This window comes from Chryseobacterium sp. SIMBA_038 (assembly GCF_046535115.1).
In the GTDB taxonomy this organism is placed as follows: Bacteria; Bacteroidota; Bacteroidia; order Flavobacteriales; family Weeksellaceae; genus Chryseobacterium.
The window spans coordinates 912,821-939,583 of the sequence record NZ_JAWRXH010000002.1 but is presented as its reverse complement, the minus strand read 5'-3'; the positions used below and the strand labels follow the sequence as shown (position 1 = coordinate 939,583).

27 protein-coding genes are annotated in these 26,763 nt (G+C 33.7%); 9 read left to right on the top strand and 18 right to left on the bottom strand.

Annotated elements, in window-relative coordinates; translation table 11 throughout:
* Window positions 1–32: 32 nt before the first annotated feature.
* From SB689_RS10565 to hutH, 6 genes are all read right to left on the bottom strand, one after another.
* Window positions 33–1,568, bottom strand: a complete 1,536-nt coding sequence (locus tag SB689_RS10565) for a phytoene desaturase family protein (protein WP_410692085.1) — start codon at window positions 1,566–1,568, stop codon at window positions 33–35.
* 162 nt (window positions 1,569–1,730) lie between these two features.
* A complete protein-coding gene (locus SB689_RS10560) occupies window positions 1,731–2,615 on the bottom strand; it encodes a lipid A biosynthesis acyltransferase (protein WP_410692083.1) in 885 nt (294 codons plus the stop codon).
* A 136-nt stretch (window positions 2,616–2,751) separates the two neighbouring features.
* The gene (locus tag SB689_RS10555; RefSeq protein ID WP_066759632.1) at window positions 2,752–3,006 is read right to left on the bottom strand and encodes an acyl carrier protein; all 255 of its coding nucleotides are present in this window, start codon (window positions 3,004–3,006) and stop codon (window positions 2,752–2,754) included.
* A 4-nt stretch (window positions 3,007–3,010) separates the two neighbouring features.
* Window positions 3,011–4,231: a beta-ketoacyl-[acyl-carrier-protein] synthase family protein gene (locus SB689_RS10550; RefSeq protein ID WP_410692082.1), complete on the bottom strand. Its 1,221-nt coding sequence runs from the start codon at window positions 4,229–4,231 to the stop codon at window positions 3,011–3,013.
* 88 nt (window positions 4,232–4,319) lie between these two features.
* Entirely contained in the window at window positions 4,320–5,051 is a 732-nt protein-coding gene (fabG, locus tag SB689_RS10545; RefSeq protein ID WP_410692081.1) for a 3-oxoacyl-ACP reductase FabG, read from the bottom strand.
* A 240-nt stretch (window positions 5,052–5,291) separates the two neighbouring features.
* Window positions 5,292–6,809 carry an HAL/PAL/TAL family ammonia-lyase gene (gene hutH / locus SB689_RS10540; protein WP_410692080.1) on the bottom strand — a complete coding sequence of 506 codons (1,518 nt, stop codon included), beginning with the start codon at window positions 6,807–6,809 and terminating at the stop codon, window positions 5,292–5,294.
* Between the two features lie 98 nt (window positions 6,810–6,907).
* On the opposite strand from hutH, the gene SB689_RS10535 reads away from it, so the two are divergent.
* Window positions 6,908–8,158, top strand: a complete 1,251-nt coding sequence (locus SB689_RS10535; RefSeq protein WP_410692079.1) for an NAD(P)/FAD-dependent oxidoreductase — start codon at window positions 6,908–6,910, stop codon at window positions 8,156–8,158.
* 33 nt (window positions 8,159–8,191) lie between these two features.
* On the opposite strand, the gene SB689_RS10530 is transcribed toward SB689_RS10535, so the two are convergent.
* From SB689_RS10530 to SB689_RS10515, 4 genes are all read right to left on the bottom strand, one after another.
* Window positions 8,192–8,803, bottom strand: coding sequence for a hypothetical protein (locus tag SB689_RS10530; protein ID WP_410692078.1), 612 nt, complete (start codon window positions 8,801–8,803; stop codon window positions 8,192–8,194).
* Window positions 8,804–8,861: 58 nt separating this feature from the next.
* A complete protein-coding gene (locus SB689_RS10525; protein ID WP_410692077.1) occupies window positions 8,862–9,461 on the bottom strand; it encodes a hypothetical protein in 600 nt (199 codons plus the stop codon).
* A gap of 9 nt (window positions 9,462–9,470) precedes the next feature.
* Entirely contained in the window at window positions 9,471–10,763 is a 1,293-nt protein-coding gene (locus SB689_RS10520) for a phenylacetate--CoA ligase family protein (protein ID WP_410692076.1), read from the bottom strand.
* Window positions 10,764–11,073: 310 nt separating this feature from the next.
* Window positions 11,074–12,753 (bottom strand): M23 family metallopeptidase, encoded by a 1,680-nt coding sequence (locus SB689_RS10515; RefSeq protein ID WP_410692074.1) that lies wholly within the window; start codon window positions 12,751–12,753, stop codon window positions 11,074–11,076.
* Window positions 12,754–13,077: 324 nt separating this feature from the next.
* On the opposite strand from SB689_RS10515, the gene ileS reads away from it, so the two are divergent.
* The 8 genes from ileS (at window position 13,078) to SB689_RS10475 (ending at window position 20,363) form a co-directional block, all read left to right on the top strand.
* Window positions 13,078–16,464: an isoleucine--tRNA ligase gene (gene ileS / locus SB689_RS10510; RefSeq protein ID WP_410692073.1), complete on the top strand. Its 3,387-nt coding sequence runs from the start codon at window positions 13,078–13,080 to the stop codon at window positions 16,462–16,464.
* A gap of 59 nt (window positions 16,465–16,523) precedes the next feature.
* Window positions 16,524–16,904, top strand: a complete 381-nt coding sequence (locus tag SB689_RS10505; RefSeq protein WP_066754506.1) for a TraR/DksA family transcriptional regulator — start codon at window positions 16,524–16,526, stop codon at window positions 16,902–16,904.
* A gap of 80 nt (window positions 16,905–16,984) precedes the next feature.
* Complete coding sequence (locus SB689_RS10500) at window positions 16,985–17,230, top strand: DUF6576 domain-containing protein (protein WP_410692072.1); 246 nt, start codon at window positions 16,985–16,987, stop codon at window positions 17,228–17,230.
* An 18-nt stretch (window positions 17,231–17,248) separates the two neighbouring features.
* Window positions 17,249–17,437, top strand: coding sequence for a hypothetical protein (locus SB689_RS10495; protein ID WP_054512790.1), 189 nt, complete (start codon window positions 17,249–17,251; stop codon window positions 17,435–17,437).
* On the top strand, window positions 17,437–18,075 hold the full coding sequence (locus SB689_RS10490) for a lipoprotein signal peptidase (protein ID WP_410692071.1): 639 nt from the start codon (window positions 17,437–17,439) through the stop codon (window positions 18,073–18,075). Before SB689_RS10495 ends, SB689_RS10490 begins: the two co-directional genes overlap by 1 nt.
* A 15-nt stretch (window positions 18,076–18,090) precedes the next feature.
* On the top strand, window positions 18,091–18,735 hold the full coding sequence (locus SB689_RS10485) for a vancomycin high temperature exclusion protein (protein WP_410692070.1): 645 nt from the start codon (window positions 18,091–18,093) through the stop codon (window positions 18,733–18,735).
* A 227-nt stretch (window positions 18,736–18,962) separates the two neighbouring features.
* Window positions 18,963–19,931 carry a tryptophan--tRNA ligase gene (trpS, locus tag SB689_RS10480; RefSeq protein ID WP_410692069.1) on the top strand — a complete coding sequence of 323 codons (969 nt, stop codon included), beginning with the start codon at window positions 18,963–18,965 and terminating at the stop codon, window positions 19,929–19,931.
* 69 nt (window positions 19,932–20,000) lie between these two features.
* Window positions 20,001–20,363 (top strand): hypothetical protein, encoded by a 363-nt coding sequence (locus SB689_RS10475; RefSeq protein ID WP_410692068.1) that lies wholly within the window; start codon window positions 20,001–20,003, stop codon window positions 20,361–20,363.
* A 7-nt stretch (window positions 20,364–20,370) separates the two neighbouring features.
* On the opposite strand, the gene SB689_RS10470 is transcribed toward SB689_RS10475, so the two are convergent.
* The 8 genes from SB689_RS10470 to metK form a co-directional block, all read right to left on the bottom strand.
* On the bottom strand, window positions 20,371–21,648 hold the full coding sequence (locus tag SB689_RS10470) for a sensor histidine kinase (RefSeq protein ID WP_410692067.1): 1,278 nt from the start codon (window positions 21,646–21,648) through the stop codon (window positions 20,371–20,373).
* A complete protein-coding gene (locus SB689_RS10465) occupies window positions 21,648–22,319 on the bottom strand; it encodes a response regulator transcription factor (protein ID WP_410692066.1) in 672 nt (223 codons plus the stop codon). The genes SB689_RS10470 and SB689_RS10465 overlap by 1 nt, the downstream gene beginning before the upstream one ends.
* Window positions 22,320–22,400: 81 nt before the next feature.
* Window positions 22,401–22,634, bottom strand: coding sequence for a hypothetical protein (locus SB689_RS10460; RefSeq protein WP_410692065.1), 234 nt, complete (start codon window positions 22,632–22,634; stop codon window positions 22,401–22,403).
* Window positions 22,627–23,076, bottom strand: coding sequence for a PepSY-like domain-containing protein (locus tag SB689_RS10455; protein ID WP_410692064.1), 450 nt, complete (start codon window positions 23,074–23,076; stop codon window positions 22,627–22,629). Before SB689_RS10455 ends, SB689_RS10460 begins: the two co-directional genes overlap by 8 nt.
* Before the next feature lie 86 nt (window positions 23,077–23,162).
* Window positions 23,163–23,858 (bottom strand): YjjG family noncanonical pyrimidine nucleotidase, encoded by a 696-nt coding sequence (locus tag SB689_RS10450; RefSeq protein WP_410692063.1) that lies wholly within the window; start codon window positions 23,856–23,858, stop codon window positions 23,163–23,165.
* Between the two features lie 199 nt (window positions 23,859–24,057).
* Window positions 24,058–24,648 carry an RNA polymerase sigma factor gene (locus tag SB689_RS10445; protein ID WP_066754491.1) on the bottom strand — a complete coding sequence of 197 codons (591 nt, stop codon included), beginning with the start codon at window positions 24,646–24,648 and terminating at the stop codon, window positions 24,058–24,060.
* A gap of 198 nt (window positions 24,649–24,846) precedes the next feature.
* Window positions 24,847–25,332, bottom strand: coding sequence for a hypothetical protein (locus tag SB689_RS10440; protein WP_410692062.1), 486 nt, complete (start codon window positions 25,330–25,332; stop codon window positions 24,847–24,849).
* An 82-nt stretch (window positions 25,333–25,414) separates the two neighbouring features.
* Entirely contained in the window at window positions 25,415–26,695 is a 1,281-nt protein-coding gene (metK, locus tag SB689_RS10435; protein ID WP_066754489.1) for a methionine adenosyltransferase, read from the bottom strand.
* Window positions 26,696–26,763 lie beyond the last annotated feature (68 nt).

The window sequence follows — 26,763 nt, the reverse complement described above, 5'->3', positions numbered from 1 at the left end:
CGTTCTGAATGACAGTACGCCATATTCTATTTTTATTCACTTTTATTCTTATTAATCATTTGTGTCAAACGCTCATCAATAAGCTCTTTTCCTAAGATTTCAGCACATGTATTGAAAGCTCCAATTGTACAGCCCAAAATTCCGTGCATGTTAACAGATTGCCCTGTGAGAAAGAGATTATTGATTTTTGTCCTTGGCGAAACCATTGTTTTTAAAGGATTTTCCGAGCTTTTTATATATCCGTACATATTTCCCTCGAAACTTCCGATGTAGTCACGGTAAGATAACGGAGAAGATGTGTACACTTTTTTTATGGATTGTCGCAAATCTGGAATTTTCTTTTCCAATGCATCAATCATTTTCTCCGCTTTTTCAAGCTTGAATTTTTCATATTGTTGTCCTCTCTCCTCTTCATCAGCAACCGTATTAAACGTATTTTGCCAATTTTTAACTTCATCAAAATCCATGTAAGAAATTGCCGTTAAACTTTCAGCAAACTCAGGATAATGTTTTGATTCCGTTGAAGAAAGCATATATGTTTCCGGCCAGTTTTCTTTTTTATATTGATAGGCATTCCAAACCAGATCTTCCGAAGAATAATGGTACAAATTATAGTTGAAATTTGAGATTGAATGTGGTTTTAAGACCAAATAAACACTAAAACATGAAGAAACAGGCTCCCAACTCAAAACCCTGTTTAAAAAGGATTTTTTCAACCTTTCTTCACCAATGAGTTTAATAGTTGAACGAATTTCAATATTTGAAATAATTTGTTTCGCAAAATATTCTTTTCCTTCTTTGGTTTTTACACCATTTAAAACTCCATTTTCATTGAAAGTCACTGTAGAAACTTCGGAATGTTTGTGAATTTCGGCTCCGCTTTCTCTTAATTTTTTAATTAATAATTTTGAGATCTGGCTTCCTCCTTTTACGCATTTGTAAGCACTTTGAATGTAAGAATTCACCGTTAAAGCATGAACGTAAAACGGAACGTTCTCCGAATCTCCTGCGTAGAGAAAATTTGAACCCAATAAAACTGACTGTAATTTTTTATCTGAAGTAATCGATTCAATGAATCTTTTTGTATTTAAATGGAGAATTTCTTCATTATAATTGTTGCTTCCCACAACATTATATCTCGGAAATTGATTGCAAACTCTCTGTATTTCTTCACAATAATTTTCAAGATTTTCTTTTTCATCCGGAAAATATTGAGATAATTGTTCAACAAAATTTTCATAACCTTGAGCATGAGGATATTCGATTTCGTCATCACCGAAAGTTATTTTATCATACCCGTCTTCATCCATTTTCTGAAGATCTAGATCATCCATAATTCCTAAATAAGAAAAGAATTGATGAAGATTTTGCCCTTTTGATAGTCCGCCCAAATAATGAACTCCGGTGTCGAAAATCAGTTTGTCGCGTGAAAATGTCTGTAGATTTCCGCCATATTGGTTATTTTTCTCCAAGATACAGACTTTCAGACCTTCTTTCGCCAGAATTAGAGCCGAAACAAGGCCTCCCAATCCGCTACCGATAATCAATATGTCGTATGTTTTTTTCAAGGAGATTAATTTTTCATCAGCCTTGTCAAGGTTTTGAACCTTGACAAGGCTTTTTTAACGTTGAATTGTTTGCAGCCCGACTTGAGCGGAAATCCTTTTTTTGCGAAAGCAAAAAAAGATTGGGAGCGGAAGGCGGAAAAGCTGCCCTAAAAATATTGAAAATTAATCAATATCATCCCAAAAATCAAAGTAATTGAACCATTGAAGAGGATATTTTTTGATCATGGACTCTAAATTTTGAGTATAAGAGTTTAAAAGTCCCTGCGCATCTCGTTTTTTAACTTGCTGAGCGACCCTTGCATACAAATGATAATGAAGATTTTTTTCCTTCATAACATACACGTATACAACCGGAACTCCCAATCGAGAAGCAATAAGGAAAGGACCTGCCGGAAATTTCGCGCTTTTTCCAAGAAGATCTCCCTCAAGGAATTTTGAACCTTCGAAATAACGGTCGCCTGTAAAACAGATCAACTCATTTTTAGACAAGGCTTCATTGATGTCGAAAATATGCGACATATCTTCTTTTACATAAATGAATTTGATATTGCTTTTTTTAACAGTAACGCTTTCAAGATATTCTTTTATCACTGTAACTTCCTGATCTGTTGTGACTAAATTAATCTGACAATCAAAATCAATATCAGCGAAAAAGTGTTCTGCAATTTCAAAATTTCCGATGTGAGCGCTGATGAGAACTCCACCTTTTTTTTCTGCTAAAAGGTTTTTGAGGTTTTCAACACCGTCAAATTCGTAAGTGTATTTTTCTCTTAATCCTGCTGAAATAGCTGTTTTATCAATCAAAACTGTTCCGAAAGTGAAATAACTTTTAAATAATGAAATTTTAGTTTTCCAAAATCCGTAATTCAATCTTTTTTGAAAGTAATAAGTGAAGTATTTGTTGCTGTTTTTTTCGAACAAAAAGTAGTATAAAGCAACAAAATAAAGTACAAAATATGAACTTCTGATCCCGATATTTCTAATACACCAGACGAAAATTCTGTAGCCCAGAATTGTGCCTTTAGATTTACCTTTCCATTTGTTCATAATTTATTCTTGTTCTTAACGCAAAGTCGCAAAGATTTTTTAATATAATGCTGTTTTTAAGTTCGCAAGGGCGTTTCACTCAGCAAAGACAATATATTCCGTTAAAATTTAATAGAAAATAAAGTTTAATCGATAATTAAGCGTTTTTTTCAGTGATTTTGTTTTGAATAGTCGAATAAAAATCGTCAAAAGTGACCATTTTCTTGAAGTCTGCTTCCCCTAATTTCACTCCGAAATTAGATTCAATCACTACAACCATATCGATATAATCTAAGCTGTCTAAGCCTAAAGTTGTTTTTAAGTTTGCTTCATTGCTGATTTCATCGCCGTCTACCTCGAATTCATTAACCAAAAAGTCGTTGACAATCGCAACAATTTTTTCCCTTTCCATGTTTTTATTCAAATTTTTTAACAATTAGTGCCGAATTTGTTCCCCCAAATCCAAAAGAATTCGACAAAAATACGTCAATTTTTTGACTTTTTGTTTCGGCGATCAAATTTATCTTTTTTGCCTCATCATCAGGGTTTTCCAAGTTGATATTTGGTGCTACGAAATCATTTTGCATCATCAGAATTGAGTAAATAACTTCACTTGCACCTGCCATCCAACATTCATGTCCCGTCATGGATTTTGTAGAACTTACAGGAACTTCACTTCCGAAAATTTCATAGATCGCTTTTGCTTCATTCGCGTCTCCGATTGGTGTAGAAGTCGCGTGAGCATTAATATAATCAATATCTTTTACCTGTAAACCAGATTGTTGCAAAGCTCTATTCATTGCTAAAGCCGGGCCGTCAACATTTGGAGTCGAGATATGTCCGCCATTTGAAGAAAAGCCATATCCAACGATTTCAGCCAGAATATTTGCCCCTCTTTTCTGTGCAGATTCTAAGCTTTCAACAATTAAAGAAGCTGCCCCACCACTTGGAATTAAGCCGTCTCTATCTTTATCAAAAGGTCTTGATGCTTTTGTTGGTTCATCTTCTCTTACCGAAAAAACACCCAACCCATCAAAACTCGCCATTGAATATTTATTGGTTTCCTGAGCACCTCCACAAACGATCATATCCTGCATTCCGCTCCTAATCATCATATAAGCTAATCCTAATGAATGAGATCCGCTGGCACAAGCTGCACTAATGGTCAAATTAATTCCTCTTAATTTAAATATTGTAGAAAGGTTCATGGTAACCGTAGAATTCATTGATTTGAATATCGCTCCTGAACCCATTAAAGTCGTATCTTTTTTCTCTCTTGCAATGTCGATTGATTCCACAACTGCCTGAGAAACACTATCATTCCCGTACAAAATTCCAACTTCGTTATTATCTAAGAAGTCCTGATCTATGCCTGCCTGCTGTAACGCATTAAGTGTGGCTACATAAGCGTACTCACTTTCTTCGCCCATGCTTATACGCTGACGTCTGTTTAAAAGACTTTTCAAATCCGGTTTTGGAACCACGCCCGTAAGGCCTGATCTGAAACCAAATTCTTTTCTTTCGTCCACTAAAACAATACCGGATTTTCCTTGATACAGGGAATCTTTCACTTCTTCCAGAGAAGTTCCGATGCAAGAATAAATTCCCATTCCGGTAATTACAACCCTATTTTCCATCTTTATAAATTTAACAATGTATCAGTTTAGCAATGTAACAATAATTGGTACACTGGTAAATTGTCATATTGCTACATTATTTTATTATTTATGAATAAATTCCACCATTAATATTGATCACCTCTCCTGTAATGTACGAAGATTTTCTCGAAGCTAAGAATGCAACAAGATCTGCAACTTCCTCAGCTTCACCAAATCGGTTGGCTGGAATCATTGCTTTCAATTCATTTTCATTAAAATCCTGTGTCATATCTGTTCGGATGAATCCCGGTGCGACTGCATTTACGGTGATATTTCTTTTTGCAACTTCTTGTGCAAGAGCTTTTGTAGCTCCGACAACAGCTCCTTTTGCTGCAGAATAATTCGTCTGCCCAGCCGTTCCTTTTACTCCGGAAACAGAAACCATATTGATAATCCTGCCGTATTTATTACGCAACAATTTTTGAATAAAGAAATTTGTGACGTTGAAGAATCCATTTAAACTCGTGTTAATCACTGAGTTCCAGTCTTCACTCTGCATCCACATGAATAACCCATCTCTTGTGATTCCGGCGTTATTGACAATTACCTCAACTATTGAATCGGCATTTTTTTCCTGCCACTCACCAAGAATGCTCAGCGTTTCTTCCGCATTTCCTACATCGAATTTCAGAATTTCTCCTGTAGATCCCAGTTCTTCTACTTTAGCTAAAGTTTCCTTTGCTGCAGCTTCGTTTGAAGTGTAGTTGATTAAGATATGATAGTTTTTTTCTTCTGCCAGTTTTATACAGATTGCTCTTCCTATTCCTCTAGAGCCTCCTGTTACAATTGCACATTTCATGGGTTGTTGTTTTTTACCAGATTATGGTTTTATATTTCCATAGGTTTTACCTACGGCTGTTATTGTTGAACCCTTCGGGTTTTCCTTAAACTGTTTATTTTTTTAAATATTGCTTCACTTCCTCTAAATATGGATACATAACCATATCATCTGAGAACGCTGGAATCATCACTTTTATATTTTCCATAGGTTACACCTACGGCTATTATTGTTGAACCCTTCGGGTTCTCCTCAAACTGCTTATTTTTTTAAATATTGTTTCACTTTCTCCAAATATGGATACATTACCATATCATCTGAGAACGCTGGAATGATCTTTCTTATTTCATCGTATAACTCTTTTGTTGATGATGAAACTTTATCTTTAAAATCAAGATATTCAATTGCCTGAACAATTGTGATTGCTTCAATCGCCAATACTTCGAAAGCATTTTCAATTACCTTTCTGCAAATCACCGCAGCGTTGGTTCCCATGCTCACAATATCCTGATTATCATTGTTATTAGGAATACTGTGAACGTACATAGAATTCGATAACATCTGACTTTCAGCTGTTGTAGAAGTCGCTGTGAACTGAACGCCCTGCATTCCGAAATTAAACCCTAATTTACCTAAATTTACAAAAGGAGGCAAAATTTCGTTGATTTTTGAGTTTAAAAGATAATTTAATTGTCTTTCTGCCAACATTGTTAGTTTTGTTACCACAATTTTAAGTTTATCCATTTCCAGAGAAATATAATCTCCGTGGAAATTTCCACCGTGATAAACATGCTGACCTTCAACGTCTATAATTGGATTATCATTTGCTGAATTGATCTCATTTTCAAGAACTTTCTCCGTGTATTCTAATGTATCTAAAACAGGTCCTAAAATCTGCGGAACACATCTTAAAGAATAATATTCCTGAACCTTTTCCTTGAAAACCTTTTCCTGCTCTTCGAAATGAGTATATAAGTGATCTTCTCTTTTTCTAATTAATTTACTGTCAGATAAATGCGCACGCATTCTTTCTGCAATTTTTTGCTGACCTGCGTGAAGTTTTGTTCCGTTTAAAGCTTCCGATAAATGATCATCGTAAGCCTGAACGATTTCATTGATTGCACAAGATAATTTAATAGAAATTTCAGTTAATTGATTGGCTTTGTATGCATTCACAATGCCGATTCCCGACATCACGGAAGTTCCGTTCATTAAAGCAAGACCTTCACGGATCTCCACTTTTATTGGCTCCAATCCTTCAATTTCAAAAACTTCTTTTGTGGATTTTCTTTCACCTTTATAGAAAACTTCGCCTTCACCGATTAAAACCAAAGCCAAGTGCGCTAATTGGACTAAATCGCCACTTGCGCCTACTCCGCCGTGTTCGAAAATCAACGGTGTAACATCTCTGTTAATTAATTCTTTAAGTAAATTGACTACCGAATGATGAACACCAGAATTTCCAAGTGACAAAGTATTTAATCTTGCCAACATGCAGGCTTTCACTTCCTGTGGCGGAAGAGCATTTCCAATACCTGAAGAGTGGCTTCTGATTAAATTATATTGTAGCTGGTGGGTATCTTCATCACTGATTTTAAATTGAGCCATTGGCCCAAAACCAGTATTGACACCGTATATCACTTTATTCCTAGAAAATTCTTTCAAAAACTGAAAACTCGCATCCACTCTGGCTAAAAGTGTATCATCCAGTTCTATTTTTTCATTATTTACGACGATATTCTGAAAATCTTTCAGTTCTAAAAAGTTATTTATTTTCATCAATTAAAAGTAATAATAGATAATTTTATAAAATATTAATTAATTGTCACTAATTTTGCGGCAAAGATATAAGTTATTATTAAAATAAAAAATCAAAGATGAGCAAAGAATTTGTTGATGTTCTCGTAATCGGTGCTGGACCATCCGGATGCGTATCTTCTTCATACTTAAAGAAGAACAATATCAACGTAAAAGTTGTCGAAAAAACAAAATTTCCGAGATTGGTTGTTGGCGAAAGCTTAATTCCGAGAGTGATGGATCATTTTGATGAAGCGGGACTTTTTCCTGCCTTAGATAAAATGGGCTTCGAGAAAAAATTGGGAGCGCGTTTTTTGAGAGGTGACGAAGTTTGCATCTTTGATTTCAGTGATAAATTCGGAGAGGGCTGGGACTGGACTTGGCAGGTTCCAAGAGCGGATTTTGATAATACTTTAGCCCAAGAAGTCATCAATAAAGGAATCGACCTTGAATTTGAAACGGAAGTTGTGGGCATTGAATTTAACGGAACAGATTCTATCACAACCGTAAAAAATAAAGACGGAGAAACGAAGGAAATTCATGCAAAATTTGTAATCGACTCCAGCGGTTACGGAAGAGTTTTACCTAGACTTTTAGATTTAGAAAAACCTTCAAAATTGTCTCCGCACTCAGCGATTTTTGCTCATGTTGAAGATATTAACAGAGAGGAAGGCGTTGAAGGAACATTAATTTCATTTGATATTATAGAAACCGAAGTCTGGCTTTGGGTAATTCCTTTTTCGAATGGAAATACGAGTGTAGGAATTGTTGGTCCAACTGAATATATTGACAAATTATCCGAAAACGGAGACGCTGCAGAAGCATTAAGAAAAGCAATTTCTCTTTCGGATTATTATGTAAAACGTTTCGGAAATGTAGATTTTCTTTTTGAACCAAGACATTTGAAAGACTATTCTTGTTCGGTGAAAAAATTATTCGGAGACGGATTTGCGTTGACAGGAAATGCTTCAGAATTCCTTGACCCTGTTTTCTCATCAGGAATGGCTTTTGCAACGGAAGGGGGAATGACTGCCGCAAAACTGGCATTAAGACAGCTGAATGGCGAAAAAGTTGACTGGCAAACAGAATTCGCAGATTATATTTTATATGGCGTTGATGTCTTCACGACTTATGTGAAAGAATGGTACACCGGAAATCTTCAGGAATTATTCTTCCATCAACCGGAGAACCCTGATGTTAAGAAGAAAATTTGCGCGGTTTTGGCAGGATATGTCTGGAATAAAGAAAATCCTTTCGTGAAGAAACACGATACAGTAATAAAAAATCTTGCGAACCTCATCAAAATGGAGAAGCAACAAGAACAATCATAAAAAAGCGGTCTGAAAATTTTCAGACCGCTTTTTTTATTTTAAAGCTTTTTTGATATATTTTCCAATATATTTTCCAATTGCTTCATACGCCGCAGCAATCCTTCCGTATTCCATAACAAATTCTTTATTATTTACGTATTTATCAAATTTATTAAGTTCAATTACAGCCAAAACTTTTGATGGATTATCTGTTTCTATAAGTTTTACTGTTCCTGTAATTTCAGCCGTCATTCCAACCATTCCTCCATGCCAGCCTGGATAAATCCATTTTGCATCTAGTAATAAAGTATATTTTGCAGAACTTCCTTTTTTAAAAACAATATTTTTATATCCTTTATTTAATCCTTTTGCAAAATAGTCTACATAATATTCATCTTTATATTTTTGCCATTCACCATTCCATTTTTGCCATCCATCTTCTCCTCTTTTAGGATTGGCCAAAAGATCTCTTTTTCTGTTTTCAAGATATTGAGTTTCTGTATAATTTTCTTTCATTAATGTTACATTGTCAAATTTCAATTCTACATTTACTTCTGTTTGATCTTTTAAAGTAACAAAATTCCCGGCAGTAATTCTAAGCTTCTGATCCTGAGCATTAACAATCATAGTAACACTCATAATGAGCATTAGAAATAATTTTTTCATAGTTTATAATTTTTAATTTAAAGTTTGCAATTATAGAATTTCACTTAATAACTTATTGTTATTTTTTAGTGTAATGTTCAACTTTTAAAGCGAGCATTTTAGATGTTTTTGCATAACATTCTGCAATTCGGTCGTTGTTGTTTGGAATTCCTATCACATTGTCTCCGATTGCTTTTATTCCTTCAACAACCATCAAAATATTTGTAGGATTATCGGTTTCTACGAAGGTCATTCGAGTATTCAACTGAGCCGGATCATTCATTATTCCACCAAACCAGCCTTGATATATCCAAGTCGGCTCGACGATTAAGGTGTATTTTGTTTTGTCAAATTTTGTAGAGGCTTCAATTTTTGTATTTTTATTCCATGAAGCTAAAAATTTATCCTGAAAAGTTTTATCTTTTGAATATTCCCAATCTGCTTTCCATTTTTCAGCTTCTTCTTTGCCACCAGCTTTCTCAATATCTTCCATTCTATCGGCAATATATTGTTGTTCACTAATCTTTTTTTTGGCAAAAGTTACCCCTTCAAATTTGAAAATAACTTTAACGAATTTTTGATCTTTTAAAAAATTATAATCTCCAGAAATCACTTTTACCCTTTGAGCCATTAAGCTTGTGGAAAGCGCTATTAACAATAGAAATAAAGTTTTTTTCATGTTTGTTTTTTATCTTAAATCTATAAATGTAATCGGCTTTCTGCTGTTTGGATTAAAAACTGTTTTAGACAAAATATCAAAATCTATAATCTCGATTTTCGGACTTACCCTCAATTTTGCGCGGAAATGATCTCTCACTTCATTCACGAAGTTTTCAGATTCGCTGTTTGTGCTTATTTTAATGATAATTTCATCCAACCCGATTTCATTCGACTGAATAACGATCTGATAACACAAAATAGTATTAAAATCATTCAAAATATCATTCATCGCAGGCGGATACAATGTTGTTCCTTTATATTTGATCATCTGCTGTTTTCTTCCAACAACAGGGCCGAGTCTCATTGTATTTCTTCCACATTTGCAAGGTTCATAATGTGCTTTTACAATATCTCCGGTTTTAAACCTCAACAACGGTAGCGCTTCTACGCCTAAAGTTGTGATCGTCAATTCTCCGCTTTCTCCTTCCTGAACAACATTTCCAGCGTCATCAAGAATTTCTGTGATGATTAATTCAGGATGTTGATGCCCTCCGATTTGATGCTCGCATTCAGTAAAGGCCGTGCTCATCTCTGTGGAAGCATAGGTTGAAAATAACTTAATATTCCACTTTTCCTTGATCTTTTGTGAAAGAATATTATCCGTAAAATCCTGATTTTTGATGCTTTCTCCAATGCAAACCGCACCATAAACGCTGGACTTTTTATAATCGATTCCATGTTTTTCGGCATAATCTATCATTTTTAATAGAAATGACGGAACGGTGATCAGATATTTTGGTTTGTATCTAAAAATAGAATCCCATTGAAGTTCGGGAATTCCAGGACCCATGCGAACAACACTCGCCCCCATTTTTCTTAATCCTAAAAAATAGGCAAGACCAGCCATGAATCTTTTATCAATTGTTGTAATCATCTGTACAACATCACCTTTTTGGATTCCAGCACAAACAAATGAAATAGCTTCATTATAAGCCAGTCTTTCTAAATCGTTGTCTGATAACCCGAAAGTTACGGGATCACCCAATGTTCCTGAAGTTGTACTGTAATCCACAATTTTATCGGGAGTAATACAGAAAAAGTCATCGTTATTCTGCTGAATATCGTTTTTTGTCGTTGTGGGGATCTTTTGCAAATCTTCTAACGTCTGAATATCAGCAATATTGATATTGTTTTCTTTGAATAATTTTTGATAAAAAGGTGAATTATTCTCAAGATAAGTCAGAAGTTCATGAAGTTTTTGCTCCTGAAACTTTTTTATTTCCTGAATGTTCGATTTTTCAATTGATGGATAGAATTCCAATGGTTTTTATTTTAAGTGACAAATTTATTTAATTAAAATTAAAAGATTGTGCCATCTGAAATTTTAACCACAGATTTGCACAAATTTTCACAGATGATTGGGTTTTATCTAGTTTTAAAAATTAATTTAAACGCAAAGATTTTATTAAACTCTTTTTATATTTTTCAGAAAGCAAAGGCAAATAAGTTTGCTTCGCGAAGCTTGAAAATACCGCTTTATCAAATCAACTTGTTGATTCTTCTTTGCTCACTTAAAACTATTTGTAATCCAAATTAAAAACTTTGCGTTGAAAAAAATATCACAAAACTAATTATCTTGAAAAAGTAAAAGTCTGTATATTTGTATTTCCAGCCGTATTGATTGTCGTCACTTTCAAGGTATGAGAACCTGAACCTTTCGGGCATTTTTCATCAAAAATGTAGACAAAATCATCTTTTACACGAGCAAAACGAAGCCATTTACCGTCTAGCTCTGCACGGAAAAATTCGATATCACCAATTTTTGTTGTTCCTTTTAATCGTAAAGAACCAACTATCACGATTGCTCCATCTTTCCAATTTGAAGAAACAGATGGTAAACTATTATCGAGTAACAATCTTGCTGTTCCTAATCTGTTGAATTGCCCTTCAGCCCAATCACCATACCATTTTGCTTTGATGATATTTTTATCACTTCCGTAATTGAGTTCTATTACGGTTTTTTCTTTTTCTTCGTTGGTTAATTTTCTGTTGGATTTAATTTTTAATGTATAATTATCGTGAATTGGAATGTATGGGCTATTTAAAACAATTGAATTTGAAACCGTTTCTGTATCTGGTTTTTCATACATGTTGAAATTTACAGCATCGTAAACTGCATTTTTGCTCAAATTAATTTCTGCATTTTCGGTTTTAATTGTTTTTGATTCATTGGGAACAACTGTTTTATTATTTGATAAAACTTTTTCTGACAGATTACTCAATTGAACTTTTGTTGTTAATCGGCTTGTATTTCCGTTAACATCTTTTAAAATTATTTCAATATTGTGAATTTCGTTGTCCTGAAGATTGACAATTCCATCTGATCCTGAGCTATAGTTTTCCAATTTCATTCCAGCCAAAGTTGACAAATGTTGAATACTCATTTTATCTTTAACAAACTTTGTATAATCTACACAACCATTGATATATCGCGTATTATCGTAATGTACTTTATCAATTTTAAAACTGTAAACCAATTTCCCATCCATCAATAATTCTGCATCATAAATTCCCAGATTAAAACCTTGATTGGCTTTATCCACAGCTTTTATCGCAAAACTTATCTGAGGAGAATTTACCTGAACAATATTTGAAGTGTAAACATTTCCGGCTTTTTTTACAGCAACTCCATTGGCTGCCGGTTCATAAGTGCTGAAACGTCTATCATACCAATACAAACCGCTGATGATTGGTGCAATTCCATCAGGAATATTAAAACCGAAAAGCAAAGGATTAATACATTCTTCCGTTTTTGTATCCCTGATTTCAAAATGCAAATGTGGTCCTGCAGAACCTCCTGTATTTCCGCTTAAAGCAATCAATCGTCCTTTCGTCACAGGAAACTGCTTGGGAGAAAAACTGATATCTTGTTCCCATTTTTCATCTTTGTATTGTTGATTTTTTACGAATTCATCTAGCTTGTCGAAATATTTATTCAAGTGAGCATAAACCGTTGTGTAACCATTCGGATGAGTTACATAAACGGCATTTCCGAAACCATATCGTTCAACTTTTATTCGACTTATATAACCGTCTGCCGCCGCAGCCACAGATAAATTTTCTTGGCTATTAGTTCGAATATCCAATCCCATATGAAAATGATTAGAGCGAACGGCTCCGAAATTAGCAGCCAAATTGATGGAAATATTTAAAGGATTCCGAAAATAATTTTGAGGGTAGTTATTCTGAGCTTGAGTCATCATGCCGATAAAAAAACAGACAATGAATATCATTCGGTAAAAGGCTTTCATACAAATGGTTTTAAGTGGTATTTTAAAATTACGAAATTTTGTTTTTATTTCCCACAGATTTCACGGATTTTCACAGATGATTGTGTTTATTATCTTAGTTTGATCCTTGTCAAGGTTTAAAACCTTGACAAGGATTACAATTGACGTTTTCTTTAAAAAAATGACACCTACATCTACATTATCTGTGGAAGAAAATCATCCCAACATTTATATTTCTGAAACAGAACTTTTTAATACAAACTATCAAAATAAAACATATATTATAAACCGACAAATTTTAGTAAATTTGCCAACTTAATTAATCAACGATATTGAGATATTACAATGAGCCAATTTAAAGAATACAAAAACCTTAACCTTATTGACGTAGCAGAGAATGTAGCGGAATTTTGGAAACAAAATAAAACCTTCAATAAAAGTGTTGAGATTCGTGAGGGGCAACCTGAGTTTGTTTTTTATGAAGGTCCGCCTTCAGCAAACGGTATGCCCGGAATTCACCACGTTATGGCTAGAGCATTAAAGGATATTTTCTGTCGTTATCAAACTCAAAACGGGAAACAGGTTTTCCGTAAGGCGGGTTGGGATACACACGGACTTCCTGTGGAGCTAGGCGTAGAAAAAGAATTAGGAATCACTAAAGAAGATATTGGCTCAAAAATTTCTATTGAAGATTACAATAAAGCTTGTCGTGAAGCGGTAATGCGCTACACCGATGTTTGGAATAACCTTACCGAGAAAATCGGATATTGGGTAGACCTTGAAGATCCGTATATCACGTATAAGTCAAAATATATGGAGACGGTTTGGTGGTTGTTGAAACAGTTGTATGATAAAGGATTATTATACAAAGGTTACACGATCCAGCCTTATTCACCGAAAGCAGGAACCGGACTTTCTTCGCACGAAGTAAATCAACCGGGAGCTTATCGTGATGTTTCTGATACAACAGTTGTTGCACAATTCAAGACACTTCCTGATACATTACCTTCATTCTTACAAGGTTTTGGAGATGTACATTTCTTAGCTTGGACGACAACTCCTTGGACGTTGCCTTCGAATACTGCTTTAACTGTCGGTCCAAAAATCGATTATGTTTTAGTAAAAACTTTCAATCAATATACTTTTGAGCCTATCAATATTGTTTTGGCTAAAGCTTTGGTTGGAAAACAATTTGCAAAAAAATATGCTGAAGGAACAGATGAGGATTTTGCAAATTACACTTCAGAAAGCAAAGTTATTCCTTATCAAATCTTAGCAGAATTCAAAGGTATTGATTTGGTTGGAATTAAATATGAGCAATTATTACCGTACGCTTTACCTTATCAAAACCCGGAAAATGCTTTCAGAGTAATTTCAGGAGACTTTGTTACGACAGAGGACGGAACAGGTATCGTTCATACGGCACCGACTTTTGGTGCTGATGATGCGAAAGTAGCGAAAGAAGCGACCCCTGAAGTTCCGCCAATGTTGATTTTAAATGAAAACGGAAATCCGGTTCCTTTAGTAGATTTACAAGGAAAATTTACTTCGCAAATGGGAGATTTTGCTGGTAAATATGTTAAAAACGAATATTACGATGCAGGAACAGCACCTGAAAAATCTGTTGATGTTGAAATTGCTATTCGTTTAAAAGAAGAAAATAAAGCTTTTAAAGTTGAAAAATATGTTCACAGTTATCCACACAGTTGGAGAACAGATGAACCTCTTTTATATTATCCATTGGATTCATGGTTTGTGAAAATGACTGCTGTAAAAGACAGATTAGTAGATTTAAACAAAGGAATCAACTGGAAGCCAAAATCAACCGGAGAAGGACGTTTCGGCAATTGGTTAGAAAATGTAAACGACTGGAACCTTTCTCGTTCAAGATATTGGGGAATTCCGTTGCCAATCTGGAGAACTGAAGATTTGAAAGAAGAAATCATCATTGGTTCTGTAGAAGAATTATACAACGAGATCGAAAAATCTATCCAAGCAGGATTGATGACAGAAAACCCGTTCAAAGGTTTTGAGATCGGAAATATGTCTGAAGAAAATTATTCTTTGGTTGATCTACACAAAAATATCGTTGATAAAATTGTTTTGGTTTCAGAATCAGGAAAAGCGATGAACCGTGAGAGCGACTTGATCGACGTTTGGTTCGATTCAGGTTCTATGCCTTATGCGCAGCTGCATTATCCTTTTGAGAATAAAGAATTAATTGACAATCATAAAGCATTCCCTGCAGATTTCATCGCGGAAGGAGTTGACCAAACTCGTGGTTGGTTCTATACGCTTCATGCGATCGGAACAGCGGTTTTTGACTCAGTTGCTTATAAAAATGTAATGAGTAACGGACTTGTTTTGGATAAAAACGGGGTAAAAATGTCAAAATCCAAAGGAAATGGAATTGATCCGTTTGAAACATTAGCCGTTTACGGACCTGATGCTACACGCTGGTACATGGTTTCTAATGCGAATCCTTGGGAAAACCTAAAATTCGATATCGAAGGAATTGATGAAACGAGAAGAAAATTCTTCGGGACGCTTTACAATACGTATTCATTCTTTGCTTTGTATGCAAATGTTGACGGATTTAATTATTCTGAAAAAGACGTTGAAAACAGACCTGAAATCGACAGATGGATTTTGTCTGAATTAAACTTATTAATAAAAGAAGTTAAGGCATTCTACGAAGATTACGAACCGACAAGAGTAGCAAGAGTCATCAATACTTTTGTAAATGATAACTTGAGTAACTGGTACGTAAGACTATGCAGAAGACGTTTCTGGAAAGGAGATTATTCGGATGATAAAATCTCGGCTTACCAGACTTTATATACTTGTCTGGAAACTGTTGCCAAATTATCTGCGCCGATCGCTCCGTTCTTTATGGATCAGCTGTATCAGGATTTAAATAAAGTAACAGGAAAGGAAAACGCGGAATCTATTCACTTAACAGATTTCCCTGTTGCTGATGAAAGTTTAATTGATCAGGATTTGGTTGAAAAAACGCACTTAGCACAAAATATTACGAGTATGGTTTTCTCTTTAAGAAAAAAAGAAAACATGAAAGTTCGTCAACCATTACAAAAAGTATTGATTCCTGTTTTAGACAAGAAAACTGAAGAGCAGATCTTAGCGGTTTCAGAGTTAATAAAACAAGAAGTAAATGTTAAAGAATTACAGTTAATAAATGCCGAAGAAGCATCACATTTAATTGTAAAACAGATAAAACCAAACTTTAAAACCTTAGGTTCGAGACTTGGAAAAGATATGAAAGTAGTTGGAGGAGAGATTGCAAATCTTACTGCAGAACAAATTTCAGGTTTAGAAAAAGAAGGAAAAATAGACGTTCAAGGTTACGAAATTACCCTTTCTGATGTTGAAATTTCAACAAAAGATATTCCGGGATGGACAGTAACTTCTGACGGGAAAACAACTGTGGCATTAGATTTGACGCTAACAGATGAGTTAAAATCTGAAGGGATTGCAAGAGAATTTATCAACAGAATTCAAAACCTTAGAAAAGAGCAGAATTTTGAATTAACAGACAGAATAAACATCTTTGTGGAAGAAAATTCACCTTTCTTAAATGATATTAAGAAAAATGAAGAATATATTTCATCCGAGGTCTTGTCAAATAAAATAGAAATTGTATCTTCACTTCCAAATTTTAACGAAATCGAAATAGATGAGGTTAAATTTAAGATAAATGTTGAAAAAAATTAACATATAGTTATTGTTTTTCAAATTCCATTTCATAATTTTATTAAAAAAGAGAAAAGAACATGTCAGACGAAAGAGTAAGATATAATGATTCTGATTTACAAGAGTTTAAAGCGATCATTAAAGAAAAAATAGAGAAAGCTGAAAGGGATTTGCAGCTGATCAGAGAAAGCTTCATCAACGACCAGAATAATGGGACAGATGATACTTCTCCAACATTCAAAGCTTTTGAAGAAGGAGCTGAAACATTGAGTAAAGAACAAAACTCTATTTTGGCAGGAAGACAGGAGAAATTTGTACGCGATCTTAAGAATGCTTTAATCAGAATTGAGAATAAAACGTACGGTGTTTGCCGAGTAACAGGAAAGCTGATTCCTAAAGAAAGATTATTGGCAGTTCCTCATGCTACTTTAAGCATCGAAGCGAAAAATATGCAGAAATAACCGTAAGGTTTGTAAAATAAATTTGGGTTTATATCGTATTTCATGAAATACTTTATAAACCTAATTTTTAATTTATATCCATGAACGAATTATTAATTTTAGGGGTCATTCTTATTGTAGTTTTAGGATTTTTTAATAGAGATTGGATCAAAAACAGGTTCTTTCCCGAAAAACACAGAAACTATACAATTGATGATGAATTTAATTCCAATAAACGCGACAGGGAAATAGAAATTGACCACCTTTTAAGCAAAATGGGCAAAAATGGAGTCAATGATTTGTCTGCTAAAGACAGAAAAAGATTAGACGAATTGTCTAAAAAGTAAATATTTAAATTAAGAAAAATGGAGTCTATAATAGTACACACTAAAAATGCAATGGAATTGAATGCGCTGAAAAGTGTTTTAAAAGATATGAACATCGAGTTCGAAAAATTCCATACGAAGATGCATCACAACACTAAGACGATTAAGAAAGTGATTGGTAAGAAAAACGAGAAAATCGGAAAACCTTATAAACCAAAAGGATTGTAATGAAGAAGATTGCGCTTATCACATTTCTTATTTTATTAATAGATCAGGCTTCGAAAATTTATGTAAAAACGCATTTCAATCTAGATGATAGCGTTTCCGTTTTACCTGGTTTCAAACTTACTTTTGTAGAAAATCCGGGAATGGCTTACGGACTTCATTTTGGTGGAGTTATCGGTAAATATTTCCTTGTTATCTTAAGAGTATTCTTGATTGGAGGTATGGTTTATATGTTCAAAAAGTGGTTACAACAAGGAGCATCCAACTATCTTATTATCCCAATGGCAGTTATTTTCGCAGGAGCAATAGGAAATCTTATAGACGGCATGTTTTACGGATTAATTTTCGACAGCGGAACTGTATACGACCCAAGTATAGACAGATGGATTGGCTATGGAGGAATTTCTAAGCTAGTGCCTATCGGACAAGGTTATTCTACATTCATGAGAGGTTGTGTAGTTGATATGCTTCACTTCCCTTTGGTAGACTGGAACGTTCCTGAAAGTGTTCCATTAATTGGAGGAAAACACCTTGAATTTTTCAAATATATTTTCAATGTTGCAGATTCAGCTATTACGGTAGGAGCAGTTTTATTACTGGTTTTCAGAAAAAAAGCTTTCCCGAATGGTCTGGAATTTTAAAAGATTTTACACTCGATGAAAAAACTAATAAAAACTACATTTAAAATATTCCTGCTTCTTATTGTTGCAGGATTTATTTTTATCGCTTGGGCGAATTACAGCATCAAAAAAGAAAGTGACGCGTCTGTATCCTATAATATTGCTGATGTTCCCGAAACAAAAACAGCTTTACTTTTAGGAACAAGTAAAAATTTAAACAGCGGACTTCCCAACGCTTACTTCTACAATAGAATACAAGCTGCGATAGATTTGTACAAAAGCGGAAAGATCAAATATATTATCGTAAGCGGAGATAACAGCACGAAAGATTATAACGAACCTGAAGATATGTTATTGACCTTAATGAAATATGGAATTCCACAAGACAGGATTTTCTTGGATCATGCAGGTTTCAGAACATTGGATTCTGTTGTTAGGGCTAAAGAAATATTTGGACAGACAAAACTGGTTATTATTTCACAAAAGTTTCACAACGAAAGAGCTGTGTTTTTAGCCAAGAAAAATGGAATTGAAGCTTACGGCTACAATGCTAAAGATGTTAATAAATATGCGGGTTTTAAAACTAATATGAGAGAATATCTCGCTAAAGCAAAAGCATATTGGGATCTTATTTTTGGAGTTGAACCGAAATTTGGAGGAGAGAAGATTTTGATCCCTTAATTTTCTTTATTTTCCCACAGATTACACAAATTTTCACAGATGATTGTGTTTACGTAAGATTTAAGTTTTGGCTAAAGCCAATGGATTATTCGTTTATGAAAGCGGACTAAAGTCCGCTCCTATTGATATTTTCCAACACTAGAATAAATATCTGTGTAGATCTGTGTAATCTGTGGGAGAAATCCATAAATTTGCAATTCATTAATTTTTATAAATAATTTAAACAAATGTCAAGAATTCTTACCGGCATACAAGCCACCGGAACACCACACCTTGGAAACTTGTTGGGTGCAATTATTCCTGCTATTGAGCTATCAAAACAGGAAGGAAACGAATCATTTTTATTCATCGCGAATCTACATTCATTAACGCAGATAAAAGACGCGAAAGAATTGAAACAAAACACCTACGAAATAGCTGCGGCTTGGCTTGCTTGTGGACTAGATACCGAAAAAACATTCTTTTACAGACAGAGTGACATCCCTGAAACCTGTGAACTATCTTGGCATTTATCATGTTTTTTTCCTTATCAGAGATTGACTTTGGCGCATTCATTTAAAGATAAAGCAGACAGATTGCAGGACGTAAACGCAGGTTTGTTTACCTACCCTATTTTGATGGCTGCCGATATTTTATTGTATGATGCAGAGATTGTACCTGTAGGAAAAGATCAGCTTCAGCATTTGGAAATTGCCCGTGATGTAGCTTCGAGATTTAATAATCAGATGGGTGAAGTTTTTGTTTTGCCTCAATCTGAACTTCAGGAAGACACAAAATATGTTCCGGGAGTTGACGGACACAAAATGTCTAAATCAAGAGGAAACATCATTAATATTTTCTTACCTGAAAAGGAATTGAAAAAACAGATGATGAGCATTGAGTCAGATTCAAAATCATTAGAAGAGCCTAAAGATCCGGAAACAGATAAAACATTTGCGATTTATCAATTGGTTGCAACGCCTGAACAAACCGAAGAATTAAGAGCTAAATATTTAGCTGGAAATTTCGGTTACGGACACGCAAAAAAAGAACTTTTAGATTTGATTTTAGTAAGATTTGAGAAAGAAAGAGAGTTATTCTCTTATTACATAAATAATCTTGATGAATTAGAAACAAAACTTCAGGAAGGTGCAGGGAAAACAAGAGTGATTGCTACTGAAACGATTAAAAGAGTAAGAGAAAGTTTAGGAATTTAATTCAAACTTTTTTAAATATAAGAAAGCCTTTCATGTTGAAAGGCTTTTGTTTTTTGTAATTTTATCTTAATGAAAAACATTTGGTTAATAAGTCTTCTTGCTTTAATTTCATGCAATAAAGAACCTCGTTACATCAATATAAAAGATGAATTAATTTATAAGAATAAAAATGATTTATTCTTAAAGCATACCATAATTCTTATAAGCAGAAATCCAAAAGATTCAGGGAAGGTAAATCGTTTTTTTGATCGCGTTCTGTATAAAGACAAAGTTCTTGCTTTAAAAGATTTTATTGATGTAAAAACCTTTCATGAAGTTAAAAACAATTATAAAGACAGGTTTATAGAAAGTGTATATGAAGATTCTAAGTATCAGTACATTTTTAGGGATCATCCCGCTTCATCTCCTAATATTTTAATTCAAGAAAAATAAATTGCAATTAATTTTTCGAAAGAATAAAGTAATGCATCCCATCATCAAACTCATACGTAATATTCCATCGAGGATATTGTTTTATAATAGTCTTAATGATAGACAGACCTAATCCTGTAGATCCGTGGTCTGAACTTTGTTTATAAAAACGATTAAAGATCTGAGATTTATCCAAAGGAATTCCTGAGCCCGTATTTTGAAATATCAGTTTTTCTTTTTCTGTGATAATATTGATAATTCCGTTTTGGTTATTATATTTTACTGCATTTTTAAGCAAATTAGATAAAAGAATATTGGCTAGATCAGGATCAAAAGTTGTTTCAAAAACTTCTTTTTCAACTACATTGATATCTATTCTTTTATACTGAATAAAATCTTCATAGCTTCTAACCAAATCATTAATCAATACATTAAAATTGACGTTGGATATTTTATTAAACTGATTATTTTCAATCTTAGAAAGCATTAATAAAGATTTATTTAATCCCGCCATTCTTCTGAGATCATTCTTAACATTATTCAAAAAGTTGAGGTTTTTCTTATCTAATTCACCATTCTGAATTGAGAGATCAATTTTATTAATCACAATTGCTAAAGGAGTCTGCAACTCATGAGAAGCATTTTCTATAAATTGCTTTTGCTGATGAAAAACGAGTTCATTACGCTCTATCATTTCATTAATTTCAATATTTAACTCCTCGAATTCTTTGATGGAATAATTTTGAGGTTTACTAAAAGAAGAAACACCAAACTGGTATTTTTTAAGCTTATCAAGAATTAAATAAAACGGCCGCATTGCTTTATGAAGCAAAAATCCGTTAACGGCAATAATACTTACGACCAATAATAGATATAAAACAATTAGGGCTGTTGTAAGGTCGTACACCAACTCATCCTCTTCTACCGTAGACGTTCTGACGGTCAATTGCTGATGTTTTCCAAACTGGTCTATGAAATCAGTTTTAAGAACTCGGTATGGCTGTTCTTCGTCATCATATTCCATATAATACATTTTATTATACAGATTGTTTTTGTCTTTATATTCTGACGCAGAAATAGGATTTATCTTAAATTCATTAAAACCAAATTCGTTATTATGCAACAAATTTTCGTCAATGTAGACCGCTTTAATGATTTGTATTTTTCTGTTTTTTAAGCCGTCATCTACATTATCATACACTTCATCTAAAATATAGGCGTAAAATAAGGCAGCCCAAACAGCAATGATCAACAACAAGATCGTGATGAGGTACTTTATGGTGTAATATTTTAGAGAAACTTTCATTAAATAAATTTATAGCCAATTCCATAAACAGCCTGAAAATCAGCTTTTGAATTGAGTGTTTTTAATTTTTTACGAAGATTTTTAATTTGAGAATAAATAAAATCCAGACTGTCTGCCTGATCTATATAATCTCCCCAAATCGCTTCCGCAAGCATAGTTTTTTGCAATGTCTTTTCCGGATTTATAACAAAATAATAGAGAAGATCATATTCTTTACGGTTAAGAATCAATTCATTATCATCGATTTTTACGATTCTGCTTTCGGGGTCAATGTGAATGTTTTTGTAGCTAATCGTATTTTCTCCATCCTGATTTTTTCGTCTGATGACAGATTTAATTCTTGCCATTAATTCCGCCAAGTGAAAAGGTTTTGCGAGATAGTCATCTGCTCCGATTTCCAATCCATTTACTTTATCATCAACAGAATCTTTCGCAGATAAAATGATTACCGGATCTTTTTTATGCATGCTTTTAATTTCTTTCAGAAGATCCATTCCGTTTCCGTCCGGGAGCATGATATCCAACAAAATACAGTCATATTCGTAAGAAATGATCTTTTCTAACCCTGATTGATAATCATCAGCATATTCTACTATAAAATGTTCTGCTTCGAGAAAACTTTGTACTACGTTTCTTAATTCCGGCTCATCTTCTATAATTAAAATTTTCATATCTGCATTTTTTAATACATTTTAGCTCAATCAAATATATAAAATTAAAACCTCCTGAATTGAGGAGGTTACTTTATAAGTTTAAAAGTTTGTTTTTATATGTCGTCCGTTTGCATCAAAAATAATGCTCAATCCATTCATCAAATTGATCTTATATGCATTGTACTTTTCCTCAATAGATTCTACCCAACTTCCTGAGTGATTTCTTGTAATATAGCTTAGAATATTTTTTCTAATCGCCTTACCTGTCATTACGTTCCAATTTACCATATCTTTAATTTTACTTGTTGGTGTATAATTTTCGTTATTAATCATCAATTCGTTTAAAATTTCCGTTTTTATCGAATTCAAGATCTATTCCGTTAGAAAGTTCAGCTTTGTATGACCAACTTTTTCTTTCTATTTGTATGATATGAGTGTTGGGAAAACTCTTGGCAACATAGTTTCTTATTGCTGCTGGGATGAATCCGTAAGGTATTTTTTGATGTTCGCCATCAACTTCTTTCCAGTTTCCTTTGCTGTCGAATTCAACTTTCATTCCGTTAGTTAGACGAATTTTATATTCATCAACTCCGAAAATTTCATTGTCTTCAATAACAGAACTTGCTGCAATTCCTTTAAAATTAGCGGCAAGAAAATTCTTGGCAGTTTTTGGTAATTGATTGGGGCTTATTGCTCTGTCTTGTGCAAAGGCAAAGCCCGTCATCAATAAGAAAGTAAGAGATAATGCTCCTGTGATATTTTTTAATTTTTTCATAATATAAAATTGTTTGTTCGTTATTATGAAGCAAAATTCTACATTAATTTAGGAAAGAATTAGGAATGAATCACAAAAGCAGTTTTTTATAAATATTCTTTAATCTGCAAAAGATGTCTAATAGCCTTCAAGCCTTCGTCTTGTCTGTTCTCTTTGTAAACATCAAAGAAAATAACATCAATACCAAAGTTTTGAGATCCTACGACATCAGCTATCCAGTCATCACCTATCAAAATACTTTCTTCTTTTTTAGCATTTGATAAGCCTAAAGAATATTCGAAAATTTCAGGATTAGGTTTTCTAACACCTACAGAATCGGCACTTGTAATGGTATGGAAATAATGTGCAATCCCCGACAGAATACACTTTCTTTCGGTTACTTCCTTGAAGCCATTGGAGATAATATGAAGTGTGTAATGTTTAGATTTTAAGTATTCCAAAATATATTCTGCACCTTCTACCAATTCATTATGATTGAGAATTTTATCTAAAAAATGCTCTTCAAAATACATGGAAAGTTCTTTATTCTCCACTCCAAAATGTTTGAAGGTATCATAAAAACGATGCTCTCGTAAATATTCTTTTCCGATGAGTCCGTCTCTTATATCTTCCCAAAGTTTTTCATTGATCTCATGATAAACAGCATGAAATTCTTCAAAATCTATATTATACTTTAAAGTTATTTCCTGTGCTTCAAAAAGGGTTTTGATGGTAAGATAGGCGTTCTTGCGGTGATCCCAAAGCGTATTGTCGAGATCAAAAAAAATGTGCTGAATTTTCATACAGCACAAAATTAATACTTTTAATTTTTAGAGATCGGATAATTCTTACTCTTAGTTTTAACTACATCAATATTTTTAGAAAAATTGAGCAAGAAATCAATTGTTTCTTTTTTAGGTTTCAAAGCTTTCACTTTTAAGGAATCATTTTTTCTCATAGGCGATAAATGTTTTTCCTTAAAACGAGAATTTTTAAGAATTATTATCTCGTAAGGATGATATTATTCTCATCCATGATTTTTCTCAGGTTTATTAACGCATAACGTACTCTTCCCAACGTGGTATTGATACTCATATCCGTATGATCTGCGATTTCTTTAAAGCTTAACCCGTCGAAAAATCTTAATTTGATTACCTCCTGTTGATTTTGAGGTAAAAATTGTAACATTCTCAATAAGTCTTCCTGAATTTGATTAGTAACCAATTGATCTTCAATATTCTCAGATGGCTCTCTGATAAGATCAAAAATAGAATATTCGTCGGTCTCAAAAGTAGTTTCTGAAACTTTGATGTTCTTAGATTTTAGTCTGAAATGGTCTATAATAAGATTGTAGGCAATTCTTTTTGCCCAAAGGATGAATTTTCCTTCTTCGTTGTAACGGCCTTCTTTTAGCATTAGAATGATTTTCATGAAAGTATCCTGAAAAACATCATTAGCCAAGTCCTCATCATTAATTTTATAAAAAATGAATGTAAAAAGCTCTCTTTGGTGACGGTGAATAAGCGTAGATAATGCCGATTCGTCTCCTTCCTGGTAAAGGGAAATTAATAAACTATCCGATTTTGATTTCATAACTCTTCTCAATAATAAAAAAATTTGTAGACAAACTTTCTTCCAGATAATTAATCTGGTTTTAGCTGTAAATACAAAACAGTTTTCTAGAGTAAAGTAGAATCAATAGGCGGTACAATTTTTCTTGATGTAAATATAATAATTTTTTAATAACTGTTAAGCTATTATTAAATTTTTACAAGAAAAATCTAAAAAAAATCACTTAAACATGTCATGAATGAATACAGTAGGGATATTTAGTGTAAAATTAACATTCAGACCTTTCATTTCTTTGCCGTTTAAATTGCCAATTGGGAAGGCATAACCTCCCGTAAGATCCAAAATTCCGAAAAGAGTGACTCCAATTTTCGGCGCAACGTACTTGTTTGTTCCTTCTGCTCCGATTAAAAAATAGTAAGAATGATAGAAATCTACATCTTTTTGAAAGTTTAATAACACATCGGCCTGTAATTTTGGCATTATGGCAAATTCAGAATGAGTAGAGCCCATCAAAGCAGAAGCTCCCAGCCTGTAAATAACGTCATCATTTTTCAGGAAAAGCAATTTCCCACCTAGTTCTCCAAAACTCTGGTTTTGGTAGGTATATCCTACTGTAAGCATCTTATGCACCGTGTATTGAGCTTTCGTAAAAATGCTTAGGAAGAATACAGACAGAATGGTTATTGCGAATCGAAAATTCATCATCTTTAAATTATTTGAGTGTAAAATTAAAAAAAACTGCCTTACCTGAAAGATAAAGCAGTCATTTATTATGTTAGAGAAAAAATTAAATCCCGAAAGAAGCTTTAATTTCGTCTACTTTGTCTAGTTTTTCCCAAGTGAAGAACTCTAATCCTGTAAGAGTTAATTCGTTCTTATGACCTTTATTGAAGGTTTTATCAGCTACATAATGCTCTCTTCCCATATGTCCGTAAGAAGCTGTATCCTGATAAATTGGGTTTCTTAATTTTAAGTTTTGCTCGATTGCGTAAGGTCTAAGATCGAAGATTGTAGATACCTTTTTAGCAATTTCACCGTCGTTAATAGCAACTTTTGAAGTTCCGTAAGTATTGATGTATAAACCACAAGGTTCAGCAACACCGATAGCATAAGAAACCTGTACCAAAACTTCGTCAGCAACACCTGCAGCTACTAAGTTTTTAGCGATGTGTCTTGTTGCATAAGCAGCACTTCTGTCTACTTTTGAAGGATCTTTTCCAGAGAATGCACCACCACCGTGAGCACCTTTTCCACCGTATGTATCAACGATGATTTTTCTTCCTGTAAGACCAGTATCTCCGTGAGGACCTCCGATTACGAATTTTCCTGTTGGGTTGATGTGATATTTAATCTGATCATTAAATAATGCTTTAATTTCCTCAGTTTGTAAAGCTACAACTCTAGGAATTAAAATATTTTTAATGTCTTCACGAATTTTGTTCAGCATTTCTTCTTCAGCAGCAAAATCATCGTGCTGAGTAGAAACTACGATAGAATCAATTCTTACCGGTTTGTGATCGTCAGAATATTCGATGGTAACCTGGCTTTTTGCATCAGGACGAAGATATTTGATTTCAGAATCTTCTCTTCTGATCGCTGAAAGTTCCTTAAGAATAGTGTGTGCTAAATCTAAAGCCAAAGGCATATAGTTCGCCGTTTCGTTCGTTGCATAACCAAACATCATTCCTTGGTCACCTGCACCCTGAGCGTTTGCTTTAGCTTCGAAAGATTCGTCATTTACAGCTCTGTCAACACCTTGGTTGATGTCCGGAGACTGCTCATGAATTGCAGAAATAACTCCACAAGAATCACCATTAAACATATATTCTCCTTTCGTATATCCGATACCGTTGATAACTTCTCTTGCAATAGTCTGTACATCTAAATAAGCGTCAGACTTCACCTCACCTGCCAAAACCACCTGTCCTGTCGTAACAAGAGTTTCACAAGCTACTTTCGAGCTTTTATCGTATGCTAAAAAATGATCGATTAATGCATCAGAGATCTGATCGGCAATTTTATCTGGATGCCCTTCTGAAACTGATTCAGACGTAAATAAATAAGACATATTATTCTATTTGTTTTTTAGATTAAAAATATACGAAGAAAAATATGAATAAATTGCCAGAAAAGCTC